The sequence below is a fragment of the Bacillus sp. CH30_1T genome (assembly GCF_008364765.1).
Lineage (GTDB): Bacteria > Bacillota > Bacilli > Bacillales > Bacillaceae_B > Rossellomorea.
The window spans coordinates 88,898-115,478 of the sequence record NZ_VTUY01000006.1; the positions used below are offsets into that span (position 1 = coordinate 88,898).

The 26,581-nt window shown below is 42.4% G+C and carries 28 protein-coding genes; all 28 read left to right on the forward strand.

Going from position 1 to position 26,581, the window contains the following annotated elements; all coding sequences use genetic code 11:
- The first annotated feature begins 37 nt into the window (after positions 1-37).
- The 28 genes from F0342_RS13730 (at position 38) to ftsX (ending at position 26,576) form a co-directional block, all read left to right on the forward strand.
- Complete coding sequence (locus F0342_RS13730; protein WP_149156487.1) at positions 38-454, forward strand: TIGR03826 family flagellar region protein; 417 nt, start codon at positions 38-40, stop codon at positions 452-454.
- Between the two features lie 114 nt (positions 455-568).
- Positions 569-835, forward strand: coding sequence for a flagellar biosynthesis anti-sigma factor FlgM (gene flgM / locus F0342_RS13735; protein WP_149156488.1), 267 nt, complete (start codon positions 569-571; stop codon positions 833-835).
- A 16-nt stretch (positions 836-851) separates the two neighbouring features.
- Entirely contained in the window at positions 852-1,346 is a 495-nt protein-coding gene (locus F0342_RS13740; protein WP_149156489.1) for a flagellar protein FlgN, read from the forward strand.
- 29 nt (positions 1,347-1,375) lie between these two features.
- Positions 1,376-2,953 (forward strand): flagellar hook-associated protein FlgK, encoded by a 1,578-nt coding sequence (gene flgK / locus F0342_RS13745; RefSeq protein ID WP_149156490.1) that lies wholly within the window; start codon positions 1,376-1,378, stop codon positions 2,951-2,953.
- 15 nt (positions 2,954-2,968) lie between these two features.
- Positions 2,969-3,874, forward strand: a complete 906-nt coding sequence (flgL, locus tag F0342_RS13750) for a flagellar hook-associated protein FlgL (RefSeq protein ID WP_149156491.1) — start codon at positions 2,969-2,971, stop codon at positions 3,872-3,874.
- Between the two features lie 74 nt (positions 3,875-3,948).
- Entirely contained in the window at positions 3,949-4,539 is a 591-nt protein-coding gene (locus F0342_RS13755) for a DUF6470 family protein (RefSeq protein WP_149156492.1), read from the forward strand.
- An 18-nt stretch (positions 4,540-4,557) separates the two neighbouring features.
- Positions 4,558-5,001: a flagellar assembly protein FliW gene (fliW, locus tag F0342_RS13760; protein ID WP_149156493.1), complete on the forward strand. Its 444-nt coding sequence runs from the start codon at positions 4,558-4,560 to the stop codon at positions 4,999-5,001.
- Positions 5,002-5,005: 4 nt separating this feature from the next.
- Positions 5,006-5,227 carry a carbon storage regulator CsrA gene (csrA, locus tag F0342_RS13765; protein ID WP_149156494.1) on the forward strand — a complete coding sequence of 74 codons (222 nt, stop codon included), beginning with the start codon at positions 5,006-5,008 and terminating at the stop codon, positions 5,225-5,227.
- 156 nt (positions 5,228-5,383) lie between these two features.
- Positions 5,384-6,208, forward strand: coding sequence for a flagellin Hag (gene hag / locus F0342_RS13770; protein WP_149156495.1), 825 nt, complete (start codon positions 5,384-5,386; stop codon positions 6,206-6,208).
- A gap of 505 nt (positions 6,209-6,713) precedes the next feature.
- A complete protein-coding gene (gene flaG / locus F0342_RS13775; RefSeq protein ID WP_149156496.1) occupies positions 6,714-7,073 on the forward strand; it encodes a flagellar protein FlaG in 360 nt (119 codons plus the stop codon).
- A gap of 15 nt (positions 7,074-7,088) precedes the next feature.
- The gene (locus F0342_RS13780) at positions 7,089-8,612 is read left to right on the forward strand and encodes a flagellar hook-associated protein 2 (RefSeq protein ID WP_149156497.1); all 1,524 of its coding nucleotides are present in this window, start codon (positions 7,089-7,091) and stop codon (positions 8,610-8,612) included.
- Positions 8,613-8,634: 22 nt separating this feature from the next.
- On the forward strand, positions 8,635-9,039 hold the full coding sequence (gene fliS, locus F0342_RS13785; RefSeq protein ID WP_149156498.1) for a flagellar export chaperone FliS: 405 nt from the start codon (positions 8,635-8,637) through the stop codon (positions 9,037-9,039).
- Positions 8,976-9,386, forward strand: coding sequence for a flagellar protein FliT (gene fliT / locus F0342_RS13790; RefSeq protein WP_149156499.1), 411 nt, complete (start codon positions 8,976-8,978; stop codon positions 9,384-9,386). The genes fliS and fliT overlap by 64 nt, the downstream gene beginning before the upstream one ends.
- Before the next feature lie 8 nt (positions 9,387-9,394).
- On the forward strand, positions 9,395-9,784 hold the full coding sequence (locus F0342_RS13795; protein WP_149156500.1) for a DUF8042 domain-containing protein: 390 nt from the start codon (positions 9,395-9,397) through the stop codon (positions 9,782-9,784).
- Between the two features lie 79 nt (positions 9,785-9,863).
- The gene (locus tag F0342_RS13800) at positions 9,864-10,208 is read left to right on the forward strand and encodes an MmcQ/YjbR family DNA-binding protein (protein WP_262481747.1); all 345 of its coding nucleotides are present in this window, start codon (positions 9,864-9,866) and stop codon (positions 10,206-10,208) included.
- Between the two features lie 6 nt (positions 10,209-10,214).
- The gene (locus F0342_RS13805; RefSeq protein ID WP_149156502.1) at positions 10,215-10,970 is read left to right on the forward strand and encodes an ABC transporter permease; all 756 of its coding nucleotides are present in this window, start codon (positions 10,215-10,217) and stop codon (positions 10,968-10,970) included.
- A 203-nt stretch (positions 10,971-11,173) separates the two neighbouring features.
- Complete coding sequence (locus tag F0342_RS13810; protein WP_149156503.1) at positions 11,174-11,719, forward strand: transposase; 546 nt, start codon at positions 11,174-11,176, stop codon at positions 11,717-11,719.
- 492 nt (positions 11,720-12,211) lie between these two features.
- Complete coding sequence (gene hpf / locus F0342_RS13815; protein ID WP_113971339.1) at positions 12,212-12,790, forward strand: ribosome hibernation-promoting factor, HPF/YfiA family; 579 nt, start codon at positions 12,212-12,214, stop codon at positions 12,788-12,790.
- Between the two features lie 110 nt (positions 12,791-12,900).
- Positions 12,901-14,010 (forward strand): aminopeptidase, encoded by a 1,110-nt coding sequence (locus F0342_RS13820; protein ID WP_149156504.1) that lies wholly within the window; start codon positions 12,901-12,903, stop codon positions 14,008-14,010.
- Positions 14,011-14,024: 14 nt separating this feature from the next.
- Complete coding sequence (locus tag F0342_RS13825) at positions 14,025-14,861, forward strand: DUF1028 domain-containing protein (RefSeq protein WP_149156505.1); 837 nt, start codon at positions 14,025-14,027, stop codon at positions 14,859-14,861.
- Between the two features lie 137 nt (positions 14,862-14,998).
- On the forward strand, positions 14,999-16,927 hold the full coding sequence (locus F0342_RS13830; RefSeq protein WP_188048548.1) for an SEC-C metal-binding domain-containing protein: 1,929 nt from the start codon (positions 14,999-15,001) through the stop codon (positions 16,925-16,927).
- Between the two features lie 144 nt (positions 16,928-17,071).
- A complete protein-coding gene (locus F0342_RS13835) occupies positions 17,072-18,202 on the forward strand; it encodes a YecA family protein (protein WP_188048549.1) in 1,131 nt (376 codons plus the stop codon).
- A gap of 506 nt (positions 18,203-18,708) precedes the next feature.
- A complete protein-coding gene (gene secA, locus F0342_RS13840) occupies positions 18,709-21,219 on the forward strand; it encodes a preprotein translocase subunit SecA (protein ID WP_149156508.1) in 2,511 nt (836 codons plus the stop codon).
- Between the two features lie 371 nt (positions 21,220-21,590).
- Positions 21,591-22,692 (forward strand): peptide chain release factor 2 gene (gene prfB, locus F0342_RS13845; RefSeq protein WP_149156509.1). Its coding sequence is split into 2 segments (ribosomal slippage): positions 21,591-21,662 and positions 21,664-22,692, totalling 1,101 coding nucleotides; the frame shifts between segments, so codons are not numbered across the junction.
- Positions 22,693-23,238: 546 nt separating this feature from the next.
- Positions 23,239-24,111 (forward strand): YitT family protein, encoded by an 873-nt coding sequence (locus F0342_RS13850; RefSeq protein ID WP_149156510.1) that lies wholly within the window; start codon positions 23,239-23,241, stop codon positions 24,109-24,111.
- 80 nt (positions 24,112-24,191) lie between these two features.
- Entirely contained in the window at positions 24,192-24,506 is a 315-nt protein-coding gene (cccB, locus tag F0342_RS13855) for a cytochrome c551 (RefSeq protein WP_149156511.1), read from the forward strand.
- 509 nt (positions 24,507-25,015) lie between these two features.
- On the forward strand, positions 25,016-25,702 hold the full coding sequence (gene ftsE / locus F0342_RS13860; protein WP_149156512.1) for a cell division ATP-binding protein FtsE: 687 nt from the start codon (positions 25,016-25,018) through the stop codon (positions 25,700-25,702).
- Complete coding sequence (gene ftsX / locus F0342_RS13865; protein WP_149156513.1) at positions 25,692-26,576, forward strand: permease-like cell division protein FtsX; 885 nt, start codon at positions 25,692-25,694, stop codon at positions 26,574-26,576. The genes ftsE and ftsX overlap by 11 nt, the downstream gene beginning before the upstream one ends.
- Positions 26,577-26,581 lie beyond the last annotated feature (5 nt).

Genomic DNA, 26,581 nt, shown 5'->3' on the forward strand with positions numbered 1-26,581 from the left:
TAACGGATAAGAGAAGCTTTATCGGGAGGAACCAATTATGTCAGAAATCATCAACTGTCCACTCTGCAACGCGATTTTTATGAAAAATAAATTCCGTGATGTATGTGACAAATGCTATAAAGAAGAAGAAAGCATGTACGAGACTGTCTATCAATTTTTAAAAAAGCGGGATAACCGAGCTGCGACAATGGATCGTGTCATTGAAGTAACGGGTGTAGATGAGGAACTTCTATATAAATGGGTGAAAAAAGGCCGCATTCAGACGAGACAGTTTCCAAATATGGGTTATCCTTGTGATAAATGCGGGAAGATTATAGGGACGGGTAGGATTTGCAGTGATTGTTCTTCTGAACTTGCCAGTGATCTGAAAAAGTTCGAAACCGAGCAGGAATGGAAGAATAAATCAAAGGAATCCGGTCAGAGAACGTATTACACCATGAGAGATAAGAACTAGACGGCCAGCACATAAATCAGGAAAAACTAACCAGACTCTAAAACTAAACAAACGACGTTTTTATCCGATATACTAGGTAGAAACAATGGACGTGATGAAAGCGAGGGGAAAATGATGAAGATTAACAATATCGGAAATCAGAACATCAATCCTTATAAGCGCAATCTTAACAAGATGGACCAGGTCGGCAAAACGGAAAAAACGGCATCTGACAAAATCGAAATCTCTTCTGCTGCCAAAGAAATGCAGGAGGTATCTAAACTCGGCAAAGAGCGCCAGACAAGAGTGGAAGCTTTAAAAGATCAGGTTCAGAGCGGGAACTACACCATCGACCCAAAAGCCATCGCTAAAGGGTTAAAGAATTTCTATAACGGACAATAAAAAGGAGCGAACAAACATGTCAGCAACCAATCTAACTACAACTCTTGAAAAACTATATAAGCTGCATAAAAGTTTGTTCGATCTTTCAATTGATAAAACGGACGTCATCAAACAAGGTGATATGAGTGAACTCGATCGTGTATTGAAGGAAGAACAAAGGCACTTGGCCGCCATCAATACGGTGGAAGCTGAGCGGCAGCGAGAGTCCAGTCACTATCTTCAATCACGGGGAGTACATTTCAACGAGTCACCAACCGTATCTCAGTGTATCAAGCACGGTTCACCCCAGGAACAAGAAACGCTTGCCCGTTGGCAGCAAAAATTGGTTGGTATCATCGGAGAATTGAAGGTTCAAAATGAGCTGAATCAAAAGCTTATCTATCAATCTCTTCAATTCGTGAATATGAATCTATCCATGACTCAACCGCAGCCGGATCAATCAACCTATTCACGTCCAAACGGTGAAAAGAAATCACCAACTGGAAGATCCATGTTTGATTCGAAAGCATAGCACTTACTAATTGAAACGGAGGCAACACCATGCGATCCACTTTTATGGGCCTGGAAACGGCAAAACGAGGGATGTACACCCAGCAGGGCGCCCTTTATACAACCGGTCACAACATCTCCAACGCAAATACCCCTGGATATACCCGTCAACGAGTCAATTTTGAACAAACGACACCTTATCCTGCCCCCTCTATGAACCGTCCACAAATCCCAGGTCAAATCGGAACCGGAGTCGACGCCGGTTCGATTCAACGCGTGCGTGATTCATTCCTGGACATGCAGTATAGAGGTGAAAACCAAAAGCTTGGCTACTGGGAAACAAAAATGGAAGCGATGAAGAAGATGGAAGAGGTCATGAACGAACCGTCGGATTCAGGCTTATCTAAAACGATGGATATGTTCTGGCAGTCCCTTCAGGATCTAGCCGTTAACCCATCCAACTCAGGTGCCCGGTCAGTCGTCGTTGAGAGAGGGAAAGCTGTTGCTGAAACATTCAATTACTTATCGTCATCCTTAACGAGTGTCCGGGGCGACCTGAAAAATGAGCTGTCTGTCAGTGAAAAGCAAATCAATTCCCTGTCCAGACAAATCGATAACATTAATAAACAAATAGCAGATGTTGAACCACACGGCTATCTGCCGAATGATCTATACGATGAGCGTGACAGATTGATCGATGAACTTTCACAGCATGTTTCCATCCAAACGAGCTACAAGTCCAATGGAGGAGCGTCATCCCCAATCGCAGAAGGTGCGGTCACGGTCACATTGGTTGGAAAAGACGGAAACCTGGCCGCCAACCTTGTAGGTAAAGGTGGAGTCAATGAACTAAAGCTTACCTATGATGGTCCTCAAAATACAGTGGATACCGTAACGATTGGAAACCAGACACTCGACGTCAAAGACTTCTTATCACAAGGCGAAGGGAAACTGAGAGCCCTTGTCGATACATACGGCTTCAAAAATAAAGATGGTGAAGCAGAAGGCTCCTACATCAGCATGCTCGATGAACTGGACAGCATGGCGTATGAATTCGCCAAAGCATTCAATGAACAGCATCAAAAAGGTTTCACACCTGAACAAATGAACGATCCAAACTTTGATCCTGACAACGATACTCCGGATACACCGAAGTTCTTCCAGGATGCAAAGAATGTCGCAGCTGATTTGGACGGTGTGCCGAAAGCAGGCTTCGCTCAAAGAATCCAGGTGGCTGATGAAATGAGCAATCTCGATAACATCGCGACAGCAGGTGCAGATAATCCGACCCTCGGAGACGCATCAAACGTTCTGGCCCTAGCCGACATCATCACAACGACTAAACTGCCTTATGGTGAAAAAGAAGCCTCATTCCAAGGACACTTTGAATCCGTGATCGGTAAAATGGCCGTAGAATCACAAGAATCCGTCCGTCTCGCAAGCAACTCCAACGTATTAAGAGGAGCAGTGGACGAACGCCGAATGTCCGTCAGCGGTGTGTCCCTTGACGAAGAAATGACCGACATGATCAAATTCCAGCATGCCTACAACGCCTCTGCCAGAATGATTACAATGCAAGACGAAATGCTTGATAAAATCATCAACGGTATGGGTACCGTTGGGAGATAGGTAGGTGAAATAAATATGCGTGTTACTCAAAGTATGTTGACTGCAAATTCGATGAGGAATTTAAGTTCTTCTTATGGACGAATGGGACAGCTGCAGGATCAGTTGGCGACAGGGAAGAAGATTACGAAGCCATCGGATGATCCCGTGGTTGCGATGAAAGGGATGTTTTATCGTTCGAACCTGACAGGGATCGAGCAGTATAAACGAAATCTATCGGAACTTTACTTGTGGATGGAAAACTCGGAGTCGGGAATCGAACAGGCGAATCAAGGTTTGCAGCGTGTACGGGAATTGACGCTTCAAGGTAAAAATGGAACGTTAAGTCCGGAAGACCGGAAAGCCGTAGCTGTTGAGATTGAACAGATTAAACAGGATTTGGTTAGTGTCGCTGAAACGAAAGTGGCAGGTAGATATATTTTTCATGGAACCGATGTTGGGAATTCTCCGATCAAGGATGGGAATCCCGCAGACGGAAGTGCTCCACAGGTCGCTGACAATTTAGGCAGCAGTGCTATCGATGCTTATCCTGTAGAGGTTTCACAAGGTGTTTCTTTAAAAGCCAATGTTAATCCTAATAAGGTCTTTAATCAGAAACTGTTCGACACAGTGCACAATATCCAAAAAGCATTGGAGTCGGGAGATGATTCTGCCCTTGATACAGAGCTTGAGAATCTGGATAATGTCATGAACACGTTATCAGCAGAACGTTCCGAACTCGGTGCCCGTTATAATCGTCTTGAAATGGTAGACGACCGACTGGGTCAACAGGAAGTAACAGCAAGCCGAATTCTTTCTGACAACGAAGACGCTGACATTGAACGCGTCATCACGGATTTGAAATCCCAGGAAAGTGTCCACAGAGCGGCACTCAGCGTCGGGGCCAGAATCATTCAGCCAACATTGATGGATTTTCTACGATAAAAGCATGGGGACTGACCCTTTAAGGTGTTTTGTCACCTTAGGGTCAGTCCCTTTTTATATGGAGGTGAGTATGCGTGAACGTTCCACAAATAAGATTGCAGTCCACTTCAGCAGCCCTGAGCATCCGGACAACTCCAGGCCGTATGGACATTGAACAGCCACCTGCACAATTGGATATTCAGCAGCCAAAGGCAAAGACGGAAATAGAACGGACGCCTTCCAAACTGACCATCGATCAAACCGAGGCCCGGGCGGATATGGACTTGAAATCGGTGCCTCGCAGGATAGAAGAATATTCCCAACAAGGATATGAAGACTGGCTGGCGGGACTTGCCCGTGTCGCCCAGGACGGGGATGAACTGATGATGATCGAGAATGGCGGTGGTGTGATTGCTGCCCAGGCTAAAAGGAACAGTGAGAATCCGATGTATGAGTTCAACATTGGGTGGATTCCTTCAGCGGGGAGCGTCAAGATTGGATACGATCCCGGAAGTGTTAAAGTGAACGTCGAACCGCAAAAAGTGGTGAATAACTCTCGTCCTCAAAAGCCCAATATACAGTATACTCCAGCTCAAGTGGATATCAGTTTGAAACGGTATGCAGATTTGCAAATTGATTTTGCAAACTTAAAACACGTAGGGGTTAACTACGAACAAGAAATATAGAATGAAGGAATGAAGCGGATGAAAATCGATACGAAATATCATGGAGAAATAGATGTGAAGTCAGAAGAGATTCTAACATTTGAACACGGAATACCCGGATTTGGGGAAGAAAAGCAGTTTTTACTGTTGCCCCTTCCGGAAAATGAGTGGTTTCATATATTGCAATCAGTGGTAACATCTCAGCTCGGGTTTGTAGTGACAGATCCGTTTGTATTTTTTAAAGAGTATGATTTTGAGTTAGATGAGGCTAGTGTGGATTCTCTAGGGAAACCTTCTGAGAAAGATGTGCAGGTGCTTTCTATTCTTACAGTAAGAGAAACGCTTAATGAATCTACAGCTAATTTACAGGCCCCTATCATTCTTAACCTGGCAAATCGCAAAGGAAAACAAGTCATCTTATCAAACTCAGACTATCAAACCAAGCATCTGATCTTTGCTCAGCCTGCAGGAAAGAAGGGGTGAGGGAATGTTAGTACTGACAAGAAAAACGGGAGAAAGTATTCAGATTGGGGATGACGTTGAGCTAACAGTCATTTCTATAAAAGGTGATCAAGTGAAACTCGGAATCAATGCCCCTAAGAACGTAGATATCCATCGGAAAGAAGTTTACCTTTCTATTCAGGAGGAAAACACCGAAGCTTCGAAAGGAATCGACAATCTGTTTAACCTTTTGCCAAAAAATGATTAATTATTTTTCGGAAACTATTAAATCACAGTCGAAACGACCGATAATAGTATTGTAAGCAATGAGGAGAAGGGCGGCCGACCTTTGTGACTTGTTGCAAACTAAAAATTAGATAGTTCACATGGATGTGGGCTTAATTTCAAGGAGGAAATTATTGTTATGAGAATTAATCATAATATTGCGGCTTTGAATACTTATCGTCAGTTGAATAGTGCGAATGGAGCACAAGGTAAATCAATGGAGAAATTGTCTTCAGGGCTTCGTATTAACCGTGCTGGTGACGATGCTGCTGGTTTAGCGATTTCTGAAAAGATGCGTGCTCAGGTTCGTGGATTGGATCAAGCTCAACGTAACTCTCAGGATGCTATTTCTATGATTCAAACTGGTGAAGGAGCATTGAATGAAACGCATGCGATCTTACAACGTATGCGTGAGTTAGCTGTTCAATCTTCAAATGATACAAATACAGCTGATGATAGAGCTGAAATTCAATTGGAAATTACAGATTTAATTGATGAAGTTGACCGAATTGCAACAACTACTCAATTTAACAGTCAAAATCTACTAGATGCTACTGGCGGAACAACAGGTACATTTACGTTCCAAATTGGTTCTAACGATTCCCAAACATTAGACGTAGCATTCGCTGACATGCAAGCTGCGGCACTTGGAATAGATGGTATTGATTTAAGTGTCGATTCAGGTACTTCCTCTACAGCTATCGCAACAATTGATGACGCAATTAAATTAGTATCAGATGAACGCTCCCAGCTAGGTGCAAAGCAAAATAGACTAGAACATACAATTAACAACCTAGGCACATCTTCTGAGAATTTAACTGCAGCTGAGTCTCGTATCCGTGACGTAGACATGGCAAAAGAAATGATGAATCAAACAAAGAACTCAATTCTTTCTCAAGCATCACAAGCAATGTTGGCTCAATCCAATCAGATGCCTCAAGGAGTTTTACAACTTCTGAGATAATTGATTCGAGGGCGTCCAGTTTGGTAACGAACTGGAGTATAACTGGGTGAATTGCTGGAACTTCCTAAAGCTTTATCAACCACAACGTAACTGGAAACGGTAGACGGAACGGTTTGAAAATGATAGAGATACAAAAATGGATAATCAGCAGCCAAGCTCCTGTGAGGAAACTCTGGAGAAGGTTCAACGACTAGAGAACACGGTCTACGGCAAATGCTATGACTATGAATCTCGTAGGGCAGTAAATACTGTTCGAAGTGCCCAGCCCCTTACATACAAGGGTGAAGATATAGTCTATTCTAAGATCGAAAGACATAGTCGCAAAGCAAGCGAACCAACAACCACAAGGAGTTTTACAACTTCTACGTTAATTTTTATTTTTCTAAGAGGGACTCTAGCAATAGGGTCTCTTCTTTTATGTTTAAATTTGAATAGTCTAGCTAACTGCTAAACTTTCCCCACCAAACACCGATATAACCCATATAACCCTCTGGAGGATCAAAAGATGATTGATAAAGTGACAGGCGGAGTTTCAGGAATACAATCATTTATTAGATTAGAGAACCATACAAGCGAAGAAGTGAAACAATTTCAAGCGCAGGAACGACACCATGAAGAAACCACCAGAAGAGAACCTGTCACCAAAGAAAAATTGAAAGATATCGTTCATGGGATGAATGAGTTTATGTCCACTTCGAATACACACCTCAAATTTGAATTTCATGATAAATTAAAAGAATACTATGTGACGATCGTGGATGATCGTACGCAGGAGATAGTAAAAGAAATACCAGCAAAGAAAATGCTTGATATGCATGCCGCAATGACGGAATTTGTTGGATTACTGGTCGATAAGAAGGTTTAATGGAAGGAGATACATATGGCGGATATGAGAATTGGTGGCCTTGCCAGTGGTATGGACACAGATCAAATCATTAAGGACTTAATGAAGGCGGAACGAATTCCTTTAGACAAATTGGAACAGAAGAAACAATACCTTGAGTGGCAGCGCGATGATTACCGGGATATGAATAAGATGATGTTTGATTTTAGTAATATTATTTTTGACGGGGTGATGAAGCAGGGGACATATACGCAGAAGTCGGTTACAGTCTCAGATCCGAATGAAGTTTCGGTTAAAAACATCAACTCGACTACCGATTTTACCGGAACATTAAAAGTTGAGAAGTTGGCTACTGCTGCTACTATGTACAGTTCAAGCATTACTCAGTCTGACGGTGGAGAATTTGATCCTAAGAAAAAATTGAGTGAGTCGTTCGGAATGACTGGTGAGCAAAGTATTAAAGTAAAGGCAATCAAAGCAGACGGAACGATGGCGTCTGATTTTACTGAAATTAAATTTAATGCTGAAGATGAAACATTGGACAGTTTGATATCCAAAATCAATGCGCAAACAGGTGTGACGATGTTTTATGACCAGCATACAAAGCAAATGTCAGTGATGAGTAAAAATACAGGAAGTAATGCCAGTGGGGCTGAGATCGAGTTACAGGGTGATCTATTTACCACACACCTGAAATTGGACGCGGATAATGATGTTGCCCTGGCTAATAATCGGGGTTCCATTGGTGAAAATGCCAAATTTACATACAACGGAATGGCAACTGAACGGTCGTCCAACACGTTTACCATCAACGGTTTTGAACTGACCTTGAAGAACGCATCCAATACAAATGTAACTTTCGCTTCACAACCCGACACCGACAAAATCCTGGAAAAACTCGTCAAATTCGTCGATGAATACAACAAACTCATTGAAAAAGTAAACGGTGAAGTAAGCGAAAAGAAATACCGCGATTTCCAACCATTGACGGCTGAACAAAAAGAGTCGATGGAAGAAAAGGAAATCGAACTATGGGAAGAAAAGTCCCGCAATGGTACTCTGAGAAACGATTCCGTCTTAACCTCTGCTCTAAACAAAATGAGAACCGACATGTACACACCAATCTCAGGTGGAACATCAGGCGTTGACCAATTAGCCCAGATTGGGATCAAAACATCAAGTAACTACCTTGATCGTGGAAAGCTGATTATCGATGAAAGCAAGCTGAAAGAAGCAATTTCCAAAGACCCGAATGCGATCTATGAGATTTTTGCTAAAGATGGTGCGACTTCAAATGAACAAGGGATCGCGCGTCGATTACGTGATACGTTAAAAGATACAATGGACAGCATTGAGCAAAAAGCAGGGAAAGCTTCGAGCACCAATAATACATTTACCCTGGGCCGTTTACTAAATAATATGGACAGCCAAATGGACCGATTCGGAGACAGGCTGATCCAAGTCGAAGACCGTTACTGGCGCCAATTCACCGCCATGGAAAAAGCCATCCAGCGTTCCAACGAACAATCCATGTTCCTCATGAACCAATTCGGAGGCTAATTATAACTAAAGGAGTGTCACTATGGCCATCAACAACCCGTATGCAGTATACCAGAACAATTCGGTCAACACCGCATCACCAGGTGAACTCACCCTTATGCTCTATAACGGAAGCCTGAAATTTATTCATATCGCGAAAATAGCGATTGAAGAAAAAAATATTGAACTGAAAAATACCAATATCCAAAAGACCCAATCCATCGTAAATGAATTGATGGTTACATTGAACACGGATCTTGAAGTCTCACAGAACCTCATGTCCCTTTACGACTACATTAACCGTCGCTTAACAGAAGCCAATATCAAGAATGATATGGCGATTTTAGAAGAAGTTGAGGGTCTCATCACTGATTTCCGTGACACATGGAAACAAGTCATTCAACTGAACCGTCAGAAGCAGCATTCCGGACATGGTGGACAGGCGTAATGAACTCTGTCCTTCTTTGCTATACGATCACGAAGCAATTGAAAGAAGCATTGGAACAGGTGACTGATGTAAACAGGGAAGCTACGATTGAGGAAGTGGAATCTCTTTTAGAAAAAAGACAGAGTGTACTTGGGACAATCAAGCCGCCTTATACTCAGGATGAGCAGGAGCTCGGCAAGCAGATGATTGCCTGGAACCGGCAGATTGATCGGCAGTTGGCTCAACTGCGTTTAGAAATCAAGCGAGATATGAATGGGTTGACGAAGAAAAAAACTTCCGTTCAAAAGTATTCAAATCCATATGAATCCCTGCAATATGATGGAATGTTCTACGATAAAAAGAAATAGGTGGTTCTTTGATAACGAAACTAGACGAAAAACAGTACGAATTGGTCAGCCAATACGTCGGTTTGCTTGATATAATCGAAGAAGCACTGAAGTACGTTGTAGCAAGCTTCACTGATTTAAGTAAAACAGAGGGGGACATGCTCCTTTCAGAAGTCTTCCTGACCGTTGAGCAGATTTCAGAATGCAATCCCTTGTTAATAGAAATATTTAATGGGAGCGAAGGCATTCAGAGGGCTCTAATCCAATTTGAAACCGTTACGGATCCGGTATGGAGATTGGATGGGCAGTTAGAAAACAACATAGACAAACAAAGTATTGTGCAGGAAATACTGTCACCCGCATTTTCTACATGGAAAATGACAATTGAAAAAGAACTAAATCCCTATTTAACACACTAAGCCTCGGATTCCCGAGGCTTTTTTCATTTGTCAAATACTCTCATGCTATAATAATAGAAAAATGCTGGAGGAAGACTTGATGAAAAATAGTCTGGTAGAAGAAATCAGAAGTCTTTGCGTAACCTACCCTGAAGTTCATGAACATATAGACGGCTTTGGACACACTTCTTTCCGGGTGAAGGACAAGCCATTTGTAATCATTGGCGAGGAGAACAATCTCTCCCTAACCATTAAAACGCTCCCCACCACTCAAGAAATCTTACTTGAGCAGCCAGGCTACACAAAAGCCCCCTACATCGGAAGACATGGCTGGGTGTTAGTAGAGACAGAGGTAGTAGTGTGGCAAGCAATTGAAGCCTTGATTCAGGAAGGCTATTTAAGAGTGGCTCCAAAGAAACTGGCAAATCAAGTACGAAACGGATGAAGACATATGATCAATCTAATCACCAATGAACTCTTAAAGCAACTATCCCGTCCCCTCATGTGGATCTCCCTTGGGGTCATCGTATCCATCAATTCCATCGCATCCCTTTTTGTCTACATGCTATTCGAAGGAATCCAATTCTCCTTCTGGGAATATATGCGAATCAGCTCAAACCTTATCATCGTTCTACAAGTCTTCTGCCTCATCATAGCCGGTGACATCGTATCCAATGAGTTTTCGTCAGGTACCATCAAGCTGCTGCTCATACGACCTGTCAATCGTGTGAAAATACTGCTCTCCAAATACTTAGCCGTTATCGTCATAGCAACCATTCTTACGTCTGCCCATTTCTTATTTTCTGCCTTACTGGGCATTATGTGGTTCTACGACAGCTTCTTTGAGTTCAACGTAAACTTTTTCCTGGTAGCGGGTGCTTATGTCCTGAGATTTATTGAACTGATTGTCATCTGTTCTGTGGCTTTCACTCTTTCTGTGCTGACGAGAAGCAGCTCCTTTGCCATTGGAACGACTCTCTTTCTGACGTTTTCCGCAGGAACTTTCTTGATTGTCATGAATGAGCGGGGAATGGAATGGGGGAGGTATTTATTGTTTGCGAACACCGATTTGCAGCAGTATTTCTTCGGGACTCCGCCTTTTGAAGGGATGACGTTTTGGTTTTCGGTTGGGGTTATTGTAATGTATTTGATTGGGTTTGGTGGATTGGCTGGGTGGTATTTTGGGAGGAGGGATGTGGATGTTTAGTTGGGGATCTAATATTTGGGGTTCAGCTGCTGAATAAGTGGAGTTATTCACCTGCTGATTATTGACTATAATTCAGCAGGTGAATATCATAGTAATTTCAGCAGCTAAACTGATAATGAATCTGTTTCAATTACACTCTGCTGGCAGGAATATTGAGTACAAATGTCGAATAAAGAAGAATCTAAAATTGAAAGGAAGTTGCTATGTACCACAAAAGAGAATGGTCTCCAGGATTTATCTACCATATTACCGCCCGGGGAAACCGGAAATATACAATCTTTCGCAATAAAGACGATCGCTTAAAATACTTGGAGATTGTAGAAGATGCAAAAGAAAAATATCCCTTTATACTTCACTCCTATTGCCTCATGACCAATCACGTTCATCTCCTGATCGAAACGAAGAATCATCCCCCAGGTAAAATCATTCACTTTATTCACTACCGCTATGCCCGTTATTTCAATAAGAAGAATGGTTTCAATGGTCACCTTTTTGAGGGGCGATTTAAGTCAGTCATCATAAAAAATAATAAGCAAATGATTGATACCAGTTGCTACATCCACCTTAATCCGGTACGAGCCGGTATATGTCCGACTCCTGAGAGTTACCAATGGTCCAGTTATCGTTCTTTTATAACTAATCGCACCAACAAACATGTCCAAACGGAGAAAATACTTTCTTATATGAATAATGGCTCTAAGAGTCATTATAAATTTTATGTGGAGATCAAGTTACATCAATTTACTTAACGTTTTAATATGGAGGTCACCAAAAGGTTCAGCAGCTGAATAAAAGCTAATATTCAGCAGCTGATTTTCTATAATAATCTAACTGCTAAGTTTTAATTAAAGTTCAGCTGCTGAAAATAAACGAAAATTCAGCAGTTGAATTCTGCCAATTATTTAGCTGCTGAAAAAATTCAAAAAATCAGCAGCTGAACCGAGCGGACTCACTCAAACCTTCACAAAACCGCCCCAAACCATTCACAATTCCTCCAAATTCCCACCGTTTATTCTCTTCAAAAAGTGAGAAAATAATAATATAAAGAGTGAGGCGATCCCTACATACTCGCAACCATCACCTCACTCTTTCATTCTCCAATCCCACACCCATCAACACTCTCGACACCATATTACAAACTTTACTAAAAATTGACGAAAAATTTAGAAAGTTTAAGGAGGAATAATTGAGGGAATGGAGAATATATAAACATAGCTTTATTTTTAAAAGGAGGAGTTTACATGTTGAACTACAACATTCGAGGCGAGAACATTGAGGTAACTCCAGCGATTCGCGAACACGTGGAGAAGAAGATTGGCAAGTTAGACCGTTACTTTAATGAAACTCCTGATGCAAATGTACATGTTAATTTAAAAGTGTATCCTGATAAAAATACGAAAACTGAAGTGACTATTCCAATGCCGCAATTAGTGTTACGTGCAGAGGAACGCAACACGGATATGTATGCGGCCATTGATCTGATTGTAGATAAATTGGAGCGTCAAATTCGCAAACATAAAACAAGAGTGAACCGTAAAATGCGTGAGAAGGGCAGCCCGAAGGAGTTTTTCGCGGCTCAGGAAGATCTGAATCACGTTTCTCCAAATGGTGCAGCTGCGGTTGAACTGGAGGAAGAGGACGATACGGAAGTAGTAAGAACGAAGCAGTTCAATCTTAAGCCTATGGACAGTGAAGAAGCGATCCTTCAAATGAACATGCTGGGTCATACATTCTTCATCTTCACGGACGCAGAGACCAACGCAACAAATATTGTGTATAAACGTCGTGACGGGAAGTATGGCTTGATCGAAACAAACTAATAACCTTAAATCCTGCGGTCACTGCGACCGCAGGATTTTTTAATTTCTAAGGAGGTTTTTTCCATTTTTTGTCGAAGTTTGAAGGTAGACAAAATTTAGGGGGATACCAAGTGAGAGATCCAAGACTAGAGAGGTTGGCAGAGGTACTGCTTACCCATTCCTTGAAATTAGTAGAGGGGGAGAAGCTCTTTATAATGGGAGAGCATTCGACAAAACCGCTTGTAAAGGAGGTTCTCCAGAAAGCGTATGAGATGGGGGTGATTCCATACTATGAGCTCGGCGAACAGGAGTTACTGCGTATCATGGCCACCCATGCGAAACCGGAACAAATGATTCTGCAAAATAAATGGAATATGGATAAATATCAGGATATCGATGCGTTTCTCAATATTTCAAGCGAAGCAAATGATGCAGAGATGAGTGAAGTACCGGCCGAACAGTGGCAACTCCTCATGCCTCATATGAAAGAATCCAATGACTATCTCATTCAAAATAAGAAATGGGTTCTATTAAACTATCCAAACCCGTCACTCGCCCAGAAAGCGAAGATGAGTTATGACACGTTCTTCGATTATCTTCTAGAAGTCTGTACTGTGGACTATAAGCAAATGGAAGAAGCCCAGAAGCCTCTTAAAGAGCTGATGGATAAAACCGATAAAGTACGCATTACCGGCGAAGGGACGGACCTTACGTTTTCCATCAAGGATATTCCGTCTGTCATGTGCTTTGGAGAGCGGAATATTCCGGACGGAGAAGTGTATACAGCTCCCGTGAAGGATAGTGTAAATGGGACGATTACATACAATACGCCGACACTATACCGCGGATTTTCTTTTGACAATGTTTCTTTGATGTTTGAGAACGGGAAGATCGTGAAAGCCACGGCTGATAAAACGAAGGAATTGAACGATATTCTGGATACAGATGAAGGTGCCCGTTTCATTGGGGAGTTTGCCCTTGGTGTAAATCCGAAGATCAATGAGCCGATGCTCGATATCTTATTTGACGAAAAAATAAACGGCAGCTTCCATTTCACACCAGGACAGGCCTATGAAGGGGCGGATAATGGAAACCGTTCGAATGTACATTGGGATATGGTCTGTATCCAGCGTCCGGAATATGGCGGAGGAGAAATTTACTTCGATGATGTTTTAATTCGGAGAGATGGGTTATTTGTAGTAGAAGAGCTAAAAGGATTAAATCCTGACGCTTTAATTTAAAGGAGGACTTCATCATGACGTATTCCATTGTAGGTTATGACCCGGAAGAGAAAGAATGGGGGATTGCGGTACAATCCAAATTCCTCGGTGTTGGTTCTGTCGTACCTTTTGCGAAAGCGGGTGTGGGAGCCGTGGCTACTCAGTCTTACGCGAATACTTCGTACGGGCCTCATGCACTTCAATTAATGGAAGAAGGAAAGACGGCAGAAGAAGCGCTGGATATCATCACAAAGGATGATCCCGAGCGTCCATTACGACAGGTGGGATTGATTGATGCTGGTGGGAATCCCGCCACTTTTACGGGAGAGGGATGCTATGACTGGGCCGGTGGACAAACTGGAAAGCATTTCGCAGCTCAAGGCAATATTTTAGTAGATGAGAATACTGTAAAGGCGATGGCAGAGACATTTGAGTCGACAACCGGATCTCTTGCTGAACGATTACTTCATGCACTCGATGCCGGTCAGGAAGCAGGAGGCGATTCCCGGGGCATGCAGTCTGCTGCGCTTCTAGTAGTAAAGGAAAGCGGTGGATATGGTGGCTTCAATGATCGGTACATCGATCTCAGGGTGGATGATCACGCATCTCCTATTAAGGAACTGAAACGAATCTACTTGATGCATCAGCTCTATTTTAAAGAGTCAGAGCCTGGTAGAGTCGTATTGCTGGAAGGTGAAATCCATGATGATTTGGAGCGGGAACTTACACGTCTTGGTTATGCAAAAGAAAGACAGTCTCTTCATCAGAGCTTGAAAGACTATCTCCATACAGAAAACTTTGAAATGCGTGAGCAGGATGAGAACTATATTGATCTTGACGTGTTGGATTATATGAAGAAGCAAGGCAGATAATAGAAAGCTTTTCTCAGGATAGGTATTTTATCTTGAGGAGGGCTATTTTTTATGAGAATCTATAATTGATTCACTGTATGTGTTAACAATATTGAGGATATAATAGATTCATAATGAATAGAGTGGGGTGGAGAGTGTTGACTGATGTTGGCCGAAATGATCCGTGCCCTTGTGGAAGCGGGAAGAAATATAAAAAATGTTGCGGTGGGGTGAATGTCGCTCAGTTGGATCATCTGATTCTTGAAGATCTCGAGCGGGTTTTTGCGAATGTACTTGATTTTGCATATGAGAGGTTTGAATGGAAGCTCGAGCATGAAAAACAAAAGGTTACCAGACAACTAAGTTCTTTTAATTTTGAGACGCCTGGTGGGGACTTCCTTTTTTACACATGGTTTTTGGTCGCTTTTAAAGGAAAAGATCGCGGCACTATACTGGAAAGTTTTATCAATGAACGATTGAACACCATCCCCCGTACAAGAGTCCGGGACGTTGTAAGTCGATGGGCCACATTTGCATTTGTCGTCGGGGAAGTGAAGGAAAACGATGGCGAAAGGATGTTAGTTGAGGATTTCATGAGTAGCGAACGGTTTGAATTTAAGGGAGTTGATTTGTCTTTTGCGATAGGAGAGACGGTGTTCACAGCTGCCATGCCTTATGAAAATGGTCAGTTTGTGCCCTTTACTACCTTTTTCAACTTAGATCCGGACGTCACAACTCTGGCCAAAAAAATCGTCGGGGATCTATTTGAAGATTCTTCAAGGGATTTGCAAGGGTTTTACAGAGAGAATTTTCTGTGTTTAATCGATTCCGTATTTGAAAAAATGCACGATGAAGAGAATTTAAGCATTGATTCCTTCACATGGAGAAATGATCTCGAAGAAAATGCTGGTCAAGAGCTTTACTCGTTTGTTATGGACCATAATCATCAAGAGGAATGGGCGTATTTGATCACAAAATATTTAAATGATTATTTTCAAATGGCGTCAGCGAGAATACGGAATCCACGCATTTATGCGGCGGCTCTTTATTATATGTGCAGCGAAGTATTGCCGATTCTTCAGTTTACTCAAAAGGAACTTGGAACTTTCTTTGACGTCTCGCCTGCAAGTATTTCAAATCGTTCTTATACGATCGATGAGGCGATTGGAGAGAGGATGGCCTATGATTTTTCGATGTTGGAGCAGCATGGGGAACCTTCTCTTTCATTCCTTTATGGAAACGAACCGGCTCCGACAGAGAAGACGATGTGGGAAATCATGCTGGTGACAGAAAATAGTGATGATGTAGATCTGGATCAATTCATGAGGCAGACTCGTGAAGGTGGAATCAGGCTTCCTGAGTTAACTCATAAAGAAGAAGCTCAGCAATTGATTTATGAAGCATTTGAAGCACAGCCACCGGAAAGGTATACCCTTTGTGAAAAAGCTTTGAAAGTCGATGCAGATTGCGCAGATGCTTATAATCTATTAGCTGAAAAAGAAAAGAGGATGGAAACAAAGCTTAAGCTTCTGGAGAAAGGCATGAGACTTGCTAAGAAAGAAATCAGGGAATGCTTTCACGACGGGACGCCTTTCTGGAAGTATGTCAGGACTCGCCCTTATATGAGATTGACCCTTAACCTTGCTCTTGCATTGAAGGAAGATTCCAGGTATGACGAGGCAATTTATTATATGAAGCAGTTGATGAAATTGAATGCTGAGGATAATCAGGGTGTACGATACGAATTGATTCCTTTACTAATTGCTTCCGGGAAGAAAAGAGAAGTGGAAGGCCTGCTGGATATGTACGAGGAAGAGTATGCATATGCTTACTATATACAATTCTTTATGAGTATCTACTTTGAAAAGGGGAATGTGAAGGAGAAGGCAGATGCAGCAGTGGACGAAAACCCTTTTGCAATGGCCTATATGACAGGAGTTTGGCCATTACCGGATGAGTTGCCTCGGACGTATGCGCCTGGGAGCGAAGAAGAGGGTATTGTTATAGCGAAACAGACGGGAATCCTATGGAAAGATCAGGATCTATTTCTTAAGATTATTGAAAAAGAAGGTTCACTCAGGAAGTAGATTGCCTCCAATCATGAGTGTAAAGAACCAGTCCGAAAACGATTGGTTCTTTTTTCTTGTTCTAAAACAGTTTAAGGAACGCTTCAAATGTTATATAATGAACATTTGTGTACGGGACTCAAGAAGTTGGAGGTAAATACAAACATGAGTACAGTCGGAAGAAATGAACCATGCCCATGCGGCAGTGGGAAAAAATATAAGAAATGCTGTGAAAAAGAAAATGTTGTGAATATAGATACGTTGGTTAGTCAGGAGCTTGATGTGCTTCAGGCGCAACTCTATGATTATATTGCTACGGCGCAGTCAACAGAGATGGAAGAATCCTATCATCACTACCTAGCGAAAATGGATCTGATGCAAGCGGATCCGGATATTTATGAAATGGCATTTGTCAGCTGGTACGGAGCGACTCAGAAGGATGCTGACGGTGTTCGTTTGATCGAACGCTTTGTTGATAAGCAGTTGAGCACGGTGACTCGTCCTCAGACAGCTGAAGTACTGGAGTCTTGGAAAAACGTGCGTGTGACGGCAGGTACCGTAGAGAAGCTGGATGAAAATACGTTACGTGTGGAAGAAGCCATCACTGGTGATGTGCTGATTGTAACTGAGAAGTTCGGGAAGTTAGAAGAGAATAGTTTCTTCTTGGGGCTATTGCTGCCGAATGGGGAGAAGTATCTTCCATTCGCTCAGTACTTCATTTATCCTGCGATAGAGAAAGCAGCGGTGGAACTGGTGAAAATCCGATTTGAACAAGGTGAGTTTGGAAATCTGCATGACTACTTATCAGGGCAGTACTTGGAAATAGCAGATGTCGGATTCGTTCTTTATAGTGCTGAGAAGAAAAAGGCCGGAAAAGCAGCAGCATCTACTAAAGGCACGGATGAAACAGATACTTCCAAGGATTCGGATGAGAAAGCCGAAGAAGCGATCGAAGGGGTAGAAATCTGGAAAACGCCGGAATATGTTGAAGCGATCACATCTCTTCAAAACTTCCTGACTGAAAAAGGGGAAGACAAAGAAGAAAGTGAGCTGCTGGTAGCCGTATTGGAAAAATACTTCTACACAGAGCGCCCAACGATCCGAAATCCGAAAATCTACTCGGGAGCACTGGTGGACATGGCGAAAAACATCGAGGAAATCAGTATCCGCCACGTCCAAAAAGAACTGGCTGAATACTTCGATGTCTCCGCCAACAGCATCTCAAGACGAAGCAAACAAATCTGGGAAAGCTACCAGGACACCGTCTACGAACTACTAAAAGCAACTAAAGCCTAACCATTCAAATACACAACATCTAAAAGTCGTCTGCATAGGCGGCTTTTTTGTTTGAGGGACGGACCTCCCTTCACATGGAAAATTATAGGTTTGAAGGCTGCTATTAAAGCATCCGACTTCTAAAGGGAATTAAAATGGGAGGTCCGTCCCTCAAGGTGTACCTGAATCGACGCTATTTCCAGAGGGAAGGACCCCGCATATCACGAGCAGTCCAGGGATATCGTGTGATAGTGAAGCACCCAACCATTAAAAGCTCTGTGATTGAGAGGTCCGTCCCTCCTTGAGTTGTAACCCATATAGGATAGTGGTAAGATTGGTAGGGAATATATCGTGTTTTTGTGGGAGGATATTTGGATTTTGTAGCGAATTTTAAGTAGAGTGATTGGAAACGTGTGAAGGTGACTTTTTATATGGATTTTTCATGATTCTCATCTGAATTTCATTTTCTTTCGTTATTCTAGTGGCGTTCGGCTCTCATTTAAACACAGATAAAGGAGCGTTTATACATGCTTGGTCTATTAAACAAAGTGTTCGATGCGAATAAAAGAGAATTAAAGAGGCTTGAAAAACTGGCTGATCAAATAGAAGAATTAGGCCCCGATATGGAGCGATTGACGGATGATGAAATCCGTGAAAGAACAGAAAGATTCAAGGAGCGCTTTCAAAAGGGTGAAGACCTGGAAGATATGATGATTGAGGCTTTCGCTGTCGTACGGGAAGCGGCTCGCCGAGTTCTTGGTTTATATCCGTACCGCGTTCAGCTTATGGGTGGTGCCTCCCTGCATGGCGGGAACATCTCCGAGATGAAAACCGGTGAAGGTAAAACGCTGACAGCGACGATGCCTGTGTACTTGAATGCGATCACTGGAAAAGGCGTTCACGTTATCACAGTCAACGAATACCTGGCCAGCCGTGATGCTGAGGAAATGGGCAAGCTATACAATTTCCTGGGACTCACTGTAGGACTGAACTTGAACTCGATGTCCAAAGACGAAAAACGTGAGGCATACAAAGCGGATATTACGTATGGTACGAATAACGAATTTGGATTCGACTACCTACGTGACAATATGGTCCTGTACAAAGATCAAATGGTGCAGCGTCCACTTCATTTTGCCGTAATCGATGAGGTTGACTCGATCTTGATAGATGAAGCACGTACACCTCTGATCATTTCCGGTAACGCACAACGTACGCCTCAGCTTTACATTCAGGCAAACGCTGTCGTACGTACGCTGAAAAAAGATGAAGATTACACATATGATGAAAAAACAAAAGGTGTTCAATTAACGGAAGATGGAATCAGCAAAGTAGAAAGAGCTTTCCACATTGAAAACCTGTTCGATATTTCACACGTAACCCTTAACCACCATATCAATCAAGCGTTAAAGGCTCACGTCAGCATGCATCGTGATGTGGACTATGTGGTTCAGGAAGGTGAAATCGTCATCGTTGACTCTTTCACAGGACGCCTGATGAAAGGTCGTCGCTACAGTGACGGACTTCACCAATCAATCGAGGCAAAAGAAGGTCTTGAAATCCAGAATGAAAGCATGACGATGGCAACGATTACGTTCCAGAACTACTTCCGTATGTACGAAAAGCTTTCCGGAATGACCGGTACGGCGAAAACGGAAGAAGAAGAGTTCCGTAATATCTACAATATGAATGTTATTGTGATCCCAACGAATAAGCCGATCGTTCGTGATGACCGCGCCGATCTGATCTATGCTTCTATAGAAGGTAAATTCCTTGCTGTAGTCGAGGATATCAAAGACCGTCATGAAAAAGGACAGCCTGTACTGGTTGGTACTGTTGCTGTTGAAACGTCAGAGCTTATCTCTAAACTATTGACAAAAAAAGGCGTTCGCCACAATGTGTTAAATGCGAAAAACCATGGCCGTGAAGCGGAAATCATTTTGGAAGCCGGGCAGCCTGGTGCCGTAACCATCGCGACAAACATGGCCGGTCGTGGTACGGATATCAAGCTTGGTGAAGGCGTCATCGAACGTGGCGGTCTAGCCGTTATTGGTACCGAGCGTCACGAATCACGCCGTATCGATAATCAGCTACGTGGACGTTCCGGACGTCAGGGAGATCCTGGTGTGACTCAGTTCTATCTTTCAATGGAAGATGAATTGATGCGCCGATTCGGATCTGACAATATGAAGAGCATGATGGAGCGCCTTGGTATGGATGACACTCAGCCAATCCAAAGTAAAATGGTCAGCCGTGCTGTAGAATCTGCCCAGAAACGAGTGGAAGGAAACAACTTCGATGCTCGTAAACAGCTTCTGCAATACGATGATGTTTTACGTCAACAGCGTGAAATCATTTATAAACAGCGTTATGAAGTAATCGACTCAGAAAACCTTCGTGAAATTGTTGAGGGTATGATCAAATCAGCCATCGAACGTCAGGTAGCAGCCCATACAGCAGAAGAAGATATGGAAAACTGGAACCTTCAAGGCATCGTTGATTATGTGAACGCAAATCTTCTTCCAGAAAACGATGTAACAGTTGATGATCTTCGTGGAAAAGAGCCGGAAGAAATGATGGACCTGATCTATGAAGATGTGAAACACCGTTACGATGAAAAAGAAGAAGAGCTTACTCTGGAGCAAATGCGCGAGTTTGAAAAAGTCATCCTGCTACGCGCTGTTGATTCGAAATGGATCGATCATATCGATGCCATGGATCAATTGCGTCAAGGTATCCACCTTCGTGCCTACGGTCAAACCGACCCACTGCGCGAATACCAGCATGAAGGATTTGCCATGTTCGAAAGCATGGTACTCGCAATCGAAGAAGACGTGGCAAAATACGTCATGAAAGCTGAAATCCGCAGCAATCTTGAACGTCAGGAAGTAGCCAAAGGTCAAGCGGTGAACCCTAAAGAAGATGGCGGTAAGGCTAAGAAACAACCAGTTCGCAAGCAAGAAGACGTAGGACGCAACGAGCCATGTCCATGCGGAAGCGGCAAAAAGTACAAACACTGCCACGGCATAACTGGATAATTAAAGAGATGCTACCTGGTACTTATTTTGATAAAATAAGTGCCAGGTACTTTTCCGTTTTTTACGGGTGCCTGGGATAGAGTTTACTAATAATTGGATGTTTCTTGTAATAGTGTTTTTTAAAATAGGTTATGTAATAGCATAACTTTAAAGTTGATTGGAGCGGAAGGTGCTCGACTCCTGCGGGAATAGCGTGAAAGTTGAGACCCCGCAGGGCAAAGCCCGAGGAGGCTAAACTCACGCCCCGCGGAAAGCGAGCACCTGGAGCGGAAATCAACCACTACTGTCTAATAAAACACGGCCACTCTATTCCAGATATCATCAATACAAAATAAATTCAACAACCCAAATAACTATAGAGGTGACCACACATGGAACTATCAGAAATCAGAGCAGAGTTAGAAAAATCAGCTAAAACCTTAGCGGACTTCAGGGGGTCTCTTTGACTTAGAAAACAAAGAGGCAAGAATTCAAGAGCTGGACGAAATCATGGTTCAACCCGACTTCTGGGATGATCAGCAAAAAGCTCAAGGATTAATTAATGAAGGAAACGGTTTGAAGGATCTTGTAAATGAATACAAATCATTGCTTGAATCCCAAGAAAACCTTGAGCTTACCCTTGAACTTATCAAAGAAGAACCGGACGAAGAACTTCAAAAAGATCTTGAAGAAGAGCTGGGTGATTTGGTCAAACGATTAAATGACTACGAACTTCAGCTTCTTTTAAGCGAAGAACATGATAAAAATAACGCGATTCTTGAGCTGCATCCTGGGGCAGGTGGAACCGAGTCACAGGATTGGGGTTCCATGCTGCTTCGCATGTATACGCGCTGGGGTGAGAAACGAGGTTTCAAAGTAGAAACCCTTGATTATCTTCCTGGCGATGAAGCTGGAATCAAGAGTGTGACCCTTGCCATTAAAGGGCACAATGCGTACGGTTACTTAAAAGCTGAAAAAGGTGTACACCGTCTTGTTCGTATTTCACCATTCGATTCTTCAGGACGTCGTCACACTTCCTTCGTGTCTTGTGAAGTCATGCCTGAGTTTAATGAAGAAATCGAAATCGAAATCCGTACAGAAGACCTGAAAATTGATACGTATCGTGCAAGTGGGGCCGGTGGACAGCACATCAATACGACGGATTCGGCTGTTCGGATCACGCACTTACCAACGAATGTCGTGGTAACCTGCCAATCTGAACGTTCTCAGATCAAGAACCGTGAGTCAGCCATGAAAATGCTGAAAGCAAAGCTCTACCAAAAGCGAATCGAAGAGCAGGAACAGGAACTTGCCGAGATTCGTGGAGAGCAAAAGGAAATTGGATGGGGAAGCCAGATCCGTTCCTACGTTTTCCATCCATACTCTATGGTCAAAGACCACAGAACAAACACAGAATCAGGAAACGTACAAGGCGTCATGGACGGAGACATCGACCCATTCATCAACGCTTATCTGCGTTCCAAAATTCAATAATCATACTCAAGCTGGATCCTCCCATTAATTGGATGATTCAGCTTTTTTGAGGGACGGACCTCTTAGAATGATGCGTTTCTTCCATTATATGTATAAATAAGAACGTGGAATCTACTTTACACACACGAATAATTACACGCCGACTACCGGGGTTATCACTTATTGCAGAAGCGGAATTTGAATATACTATTGCAGAAAATCGAAATGCAGGTGTAAAGCCTCTCATTAATTAAAGGTCCGTCCCTCACCAGCACAACACCCCAACTTATTAATGCTTTACCACGTTATTGAAGTGTTATTTACACCTCTAAGTACCCATGCTATACTCTCAAAAGTTGATACAGAGCGTGTTTGAAGGGTGGAGAAGATAATTTGCACCTGGTTCATACATATGTTTTTTAACTATATTAAGCGAAATTCATGAACAATCTTCATCCTCAGAGGTTCACGACATGACCAATTAGAGGTCCGTCCCTCTGCATACTCTGCATAAAGGAAGAGGTTGTACTCATACTATAAATACATAGGTTAAAGGAGTCGTAATGGATGGGTTTGAAAGAGAGACGTCGTGGGCAGGCATTTAATCCGCGGAAAGAGAAGTTGTTAGAGTATTTGTTTGTTGTGATTGGGTCAACGATTGTGGCCCTTGCGTTTAATGTGTTCTTACTGCCGAATGAGGTGGCTTCAGGAGGGGTGAGCGGGATATCGACCATCCTAAAAGGTCTGTTTGATTGGAAGCCTGCCTTTGTTCAGTGGGCATTTAATATTCCGTTATTCATTGCAGGGTTAATCTTTCTTGGCCTTCAATTTGGAGTGAAAACAGCCATCGGTACGGTTTTCCTGCCGCTGGTAGTATTTTTAACAGAAGACTGGAAGCCGTGGACGGAAGATCCCTTGCTGGGTGCTTTATTCGGAGGGATTGGTGTAGGACTGGGGTTGGGAATCGTCTTTCGAGGTAAAGCCTCTACAGGAGGGACGGATCTTGCAGCCCAGATTGTAAACAAATTCACCGGGTTGTCCTTGGGAACGAGTGTCGCGCTTATCGATGGAATGATTGTTCTTTCTGCTGCGATCGTGTTTGACATTGAACGTGGTTTATATGCTCTTATCGGCCTCTATGTGACAAGTAAAACGATTGATTTAGTCCAGGTCGGGATCAGCCGATCAAAAATGGCACTTATCATTACAAACAGACAGGAAGAAGTTCGTGAAGGGATCCTGAATAAAATTGATCGTGGTGTGACAAAACTATCTGCATACGGTGGTTATACGGACGATGAGCGCCCGATCCTTATGTGTGTGGTCGATCAAACAGAATTCACAAAACTGAAACAACTGGTCAAAACCATTGACCCCTCTGCTTTTGTCGTCACAATGGACGCTTCAGAGGTGTTAGGTGAAGGTTTCAAACGGGTTTAACCTTGGTATAATTATGTAATAGAGGGACGGACCTGGATACTTACCGTTACTCTTAAAATGTGTTCCTAGGGGGATAAAAAATGAAGAAAAAGCTACTTGGCATTGTTTTTGGCGCTTCATTGGTACTTGCAGCTTGCGGTGGCGGCGGCGAAGAAAGTACAGAAACAAGCTCTGGCGGAGTAGACCCTGAAAAAATCGTAAACAATAAATGCACCAGCTGTCATGGTGGAAACCTTGAAGGCGGTATGGGGCCAGCCCTTGATAAAATCGGTGCTGAATTAAACAAAGATCAAATCTTGGAAGTCATTCAAAATGGTAAAGGTCAAATGCCTGCAGGACTCATCGAAGGTGAAGAAGCAGAAGCAGTGGCAGAGTGGTTGGCGAATAAGAAGTAAGTGAGGAAGAAGAGTCCCTAACTGAGGATTCTTCTTTTTTGATTTATCCACAAACTATCTCCTTTCCCTTCTTTAAATATATGTTACAAAACCCCTTTTAAAAAATAATGTAAAAAATCCGCACTTAAACGGCAAAAAATTATAACCTAGTAACTTAATAAGATTAGCATCATCCTAAGGCTTATCATTTTCTTATCATCAAACTTTTTTACTTGGTTATAGTACTAGGTCATAGATAAAAATACCTACAAATATATCGGTAAATAGGTAGAATCGACAGTGAAAAAGGTAAAATATACACATTATTTCAATCTTTGAAACGTAAATGTAATAATTTTTTTCCTTAACAACGTACAAAGTGATGTTATAATAATTCTCGGAAGAGCAATTCGAGGTTTTTCGCCATTTCATGTCTAATTATGGTAAAGACGTCGTTGTGTTCAAACCATGTACATATGTCGATAACAGCCAAGAGGGTAACTACATAATACAAATTAGGTGATTTTATAATGATAGAAATGAAAGACGTGTATAAGCAGTACAGCAACGGTGTCATGGCTGCCAATGGCTTAAACGTCCACATTAAGCAAGGTGAGTTTGTGTATGTTGTGGGTCCAAGTGGCGCCGGGAAGTCTACTTTCATCAAGATGATGTACCGCGAAGAGAGGCCTTCTAAGGGTGATATCATCGTAAACGGTATTAATCTTGCAAAATTAAAAAATAGTAGAGTTCCATACTTACGAAGAAACGTTGGAGTCGTGTTTCAGGATTTTAAGCTGTTACCTTCTCTTACAATCTATGAAAACATTGCCTTCGCTCTTGAAGTAATAGAAGAACATCCAAAGCAAATAAAGAAGAGAGTCATGGAAGTACTGGATCTGGTAGGGTTAAAGCATAAAGCAAGAATGCTTCCGAATGAATTATCAGGCGGAGAGCAACAGCGTGTATCGATTGCACGATCTATCGTGAATACGCCGAAACTTGTGATTGCTGACGAGCCTACGGGTAACCTTGATCCGGAAACATCTTGGGATATCATGAACATTCTTGAAGATATCAGCAATCGTGGAACAACGGTGATCATGGCTACTCATAACCGGGAAATCGTAAATACCATCAAGCATCGGGTAATTGCCATCGAAAATGGCCGAATTGTTCGTGACGAACAGCGAGGTGATTACGGTTATGAAAGCTAGGACGTATGGTCGACATCTAAGAGAAAGCTTCAAAAGCATCGGACGTAATGGCTGGATGACATTCGCATCTGTGAGTGCCGTTACTGTAACCTTACTACTTGTTGGTGTATTTATGGTACTTATGCTGAACATGAACAAGGTTGCAACCGATATTGAGAAAGACGTTGAAGTTCGCGTACTACTTGAGATCGGTACTGAAAAAGCTCAAGTAGAAGAAATAGATAAGAAGATTAACCAAATAAGTGGTGTGGAATCCGTAGAATACTCTTCTAAAGAAGAAGAGCTTCAAAATCTGGTAAAGGATTTAGGAGACGATTTCAGGTTATTCGAACAGGATAATCCATTATACGATGTATTTATCGTAAAAGCGGAAGATCCCCGTGATACTGGGAAAATCGCTGCTGAAGTCAGCAAGTATGAAGGTGTGAACGAAGCACTTTATGGTGAAGCGAAGATAGAAAGATTGTTTAATGTACTGGAAATGAGTCGAAACGTTGGATTAGTGTTAATCATCGGTCTATTGTTTACCGCCATGTTCCTCATCTCAAATACAATAAAAATCACCATTGTCGCCAGAAGAAGGGAAATCGAGATAATGAAACTCGTGGGTGCAACCAACTGGTTTGTACGCTGGCCATTCATTCTAGAAGGATTATGGCTTGGAATCTTAGGTTCTATTATCCCGATCGCTCTTGTCACAACAAGTTACTACTATGCCTATGAATTTATTAAACCAAAACTACAAAACCATTTTATTCAGATATTAGATTTTACCCCCTTTATCTATCAAGTAAACGGATTGATTCTATTAATGGGTTGCTTGATCGGGGCTTGGGGAAGCTTTATGTCTGTACGTAAATTCTTAAAAGTGTAAAATTT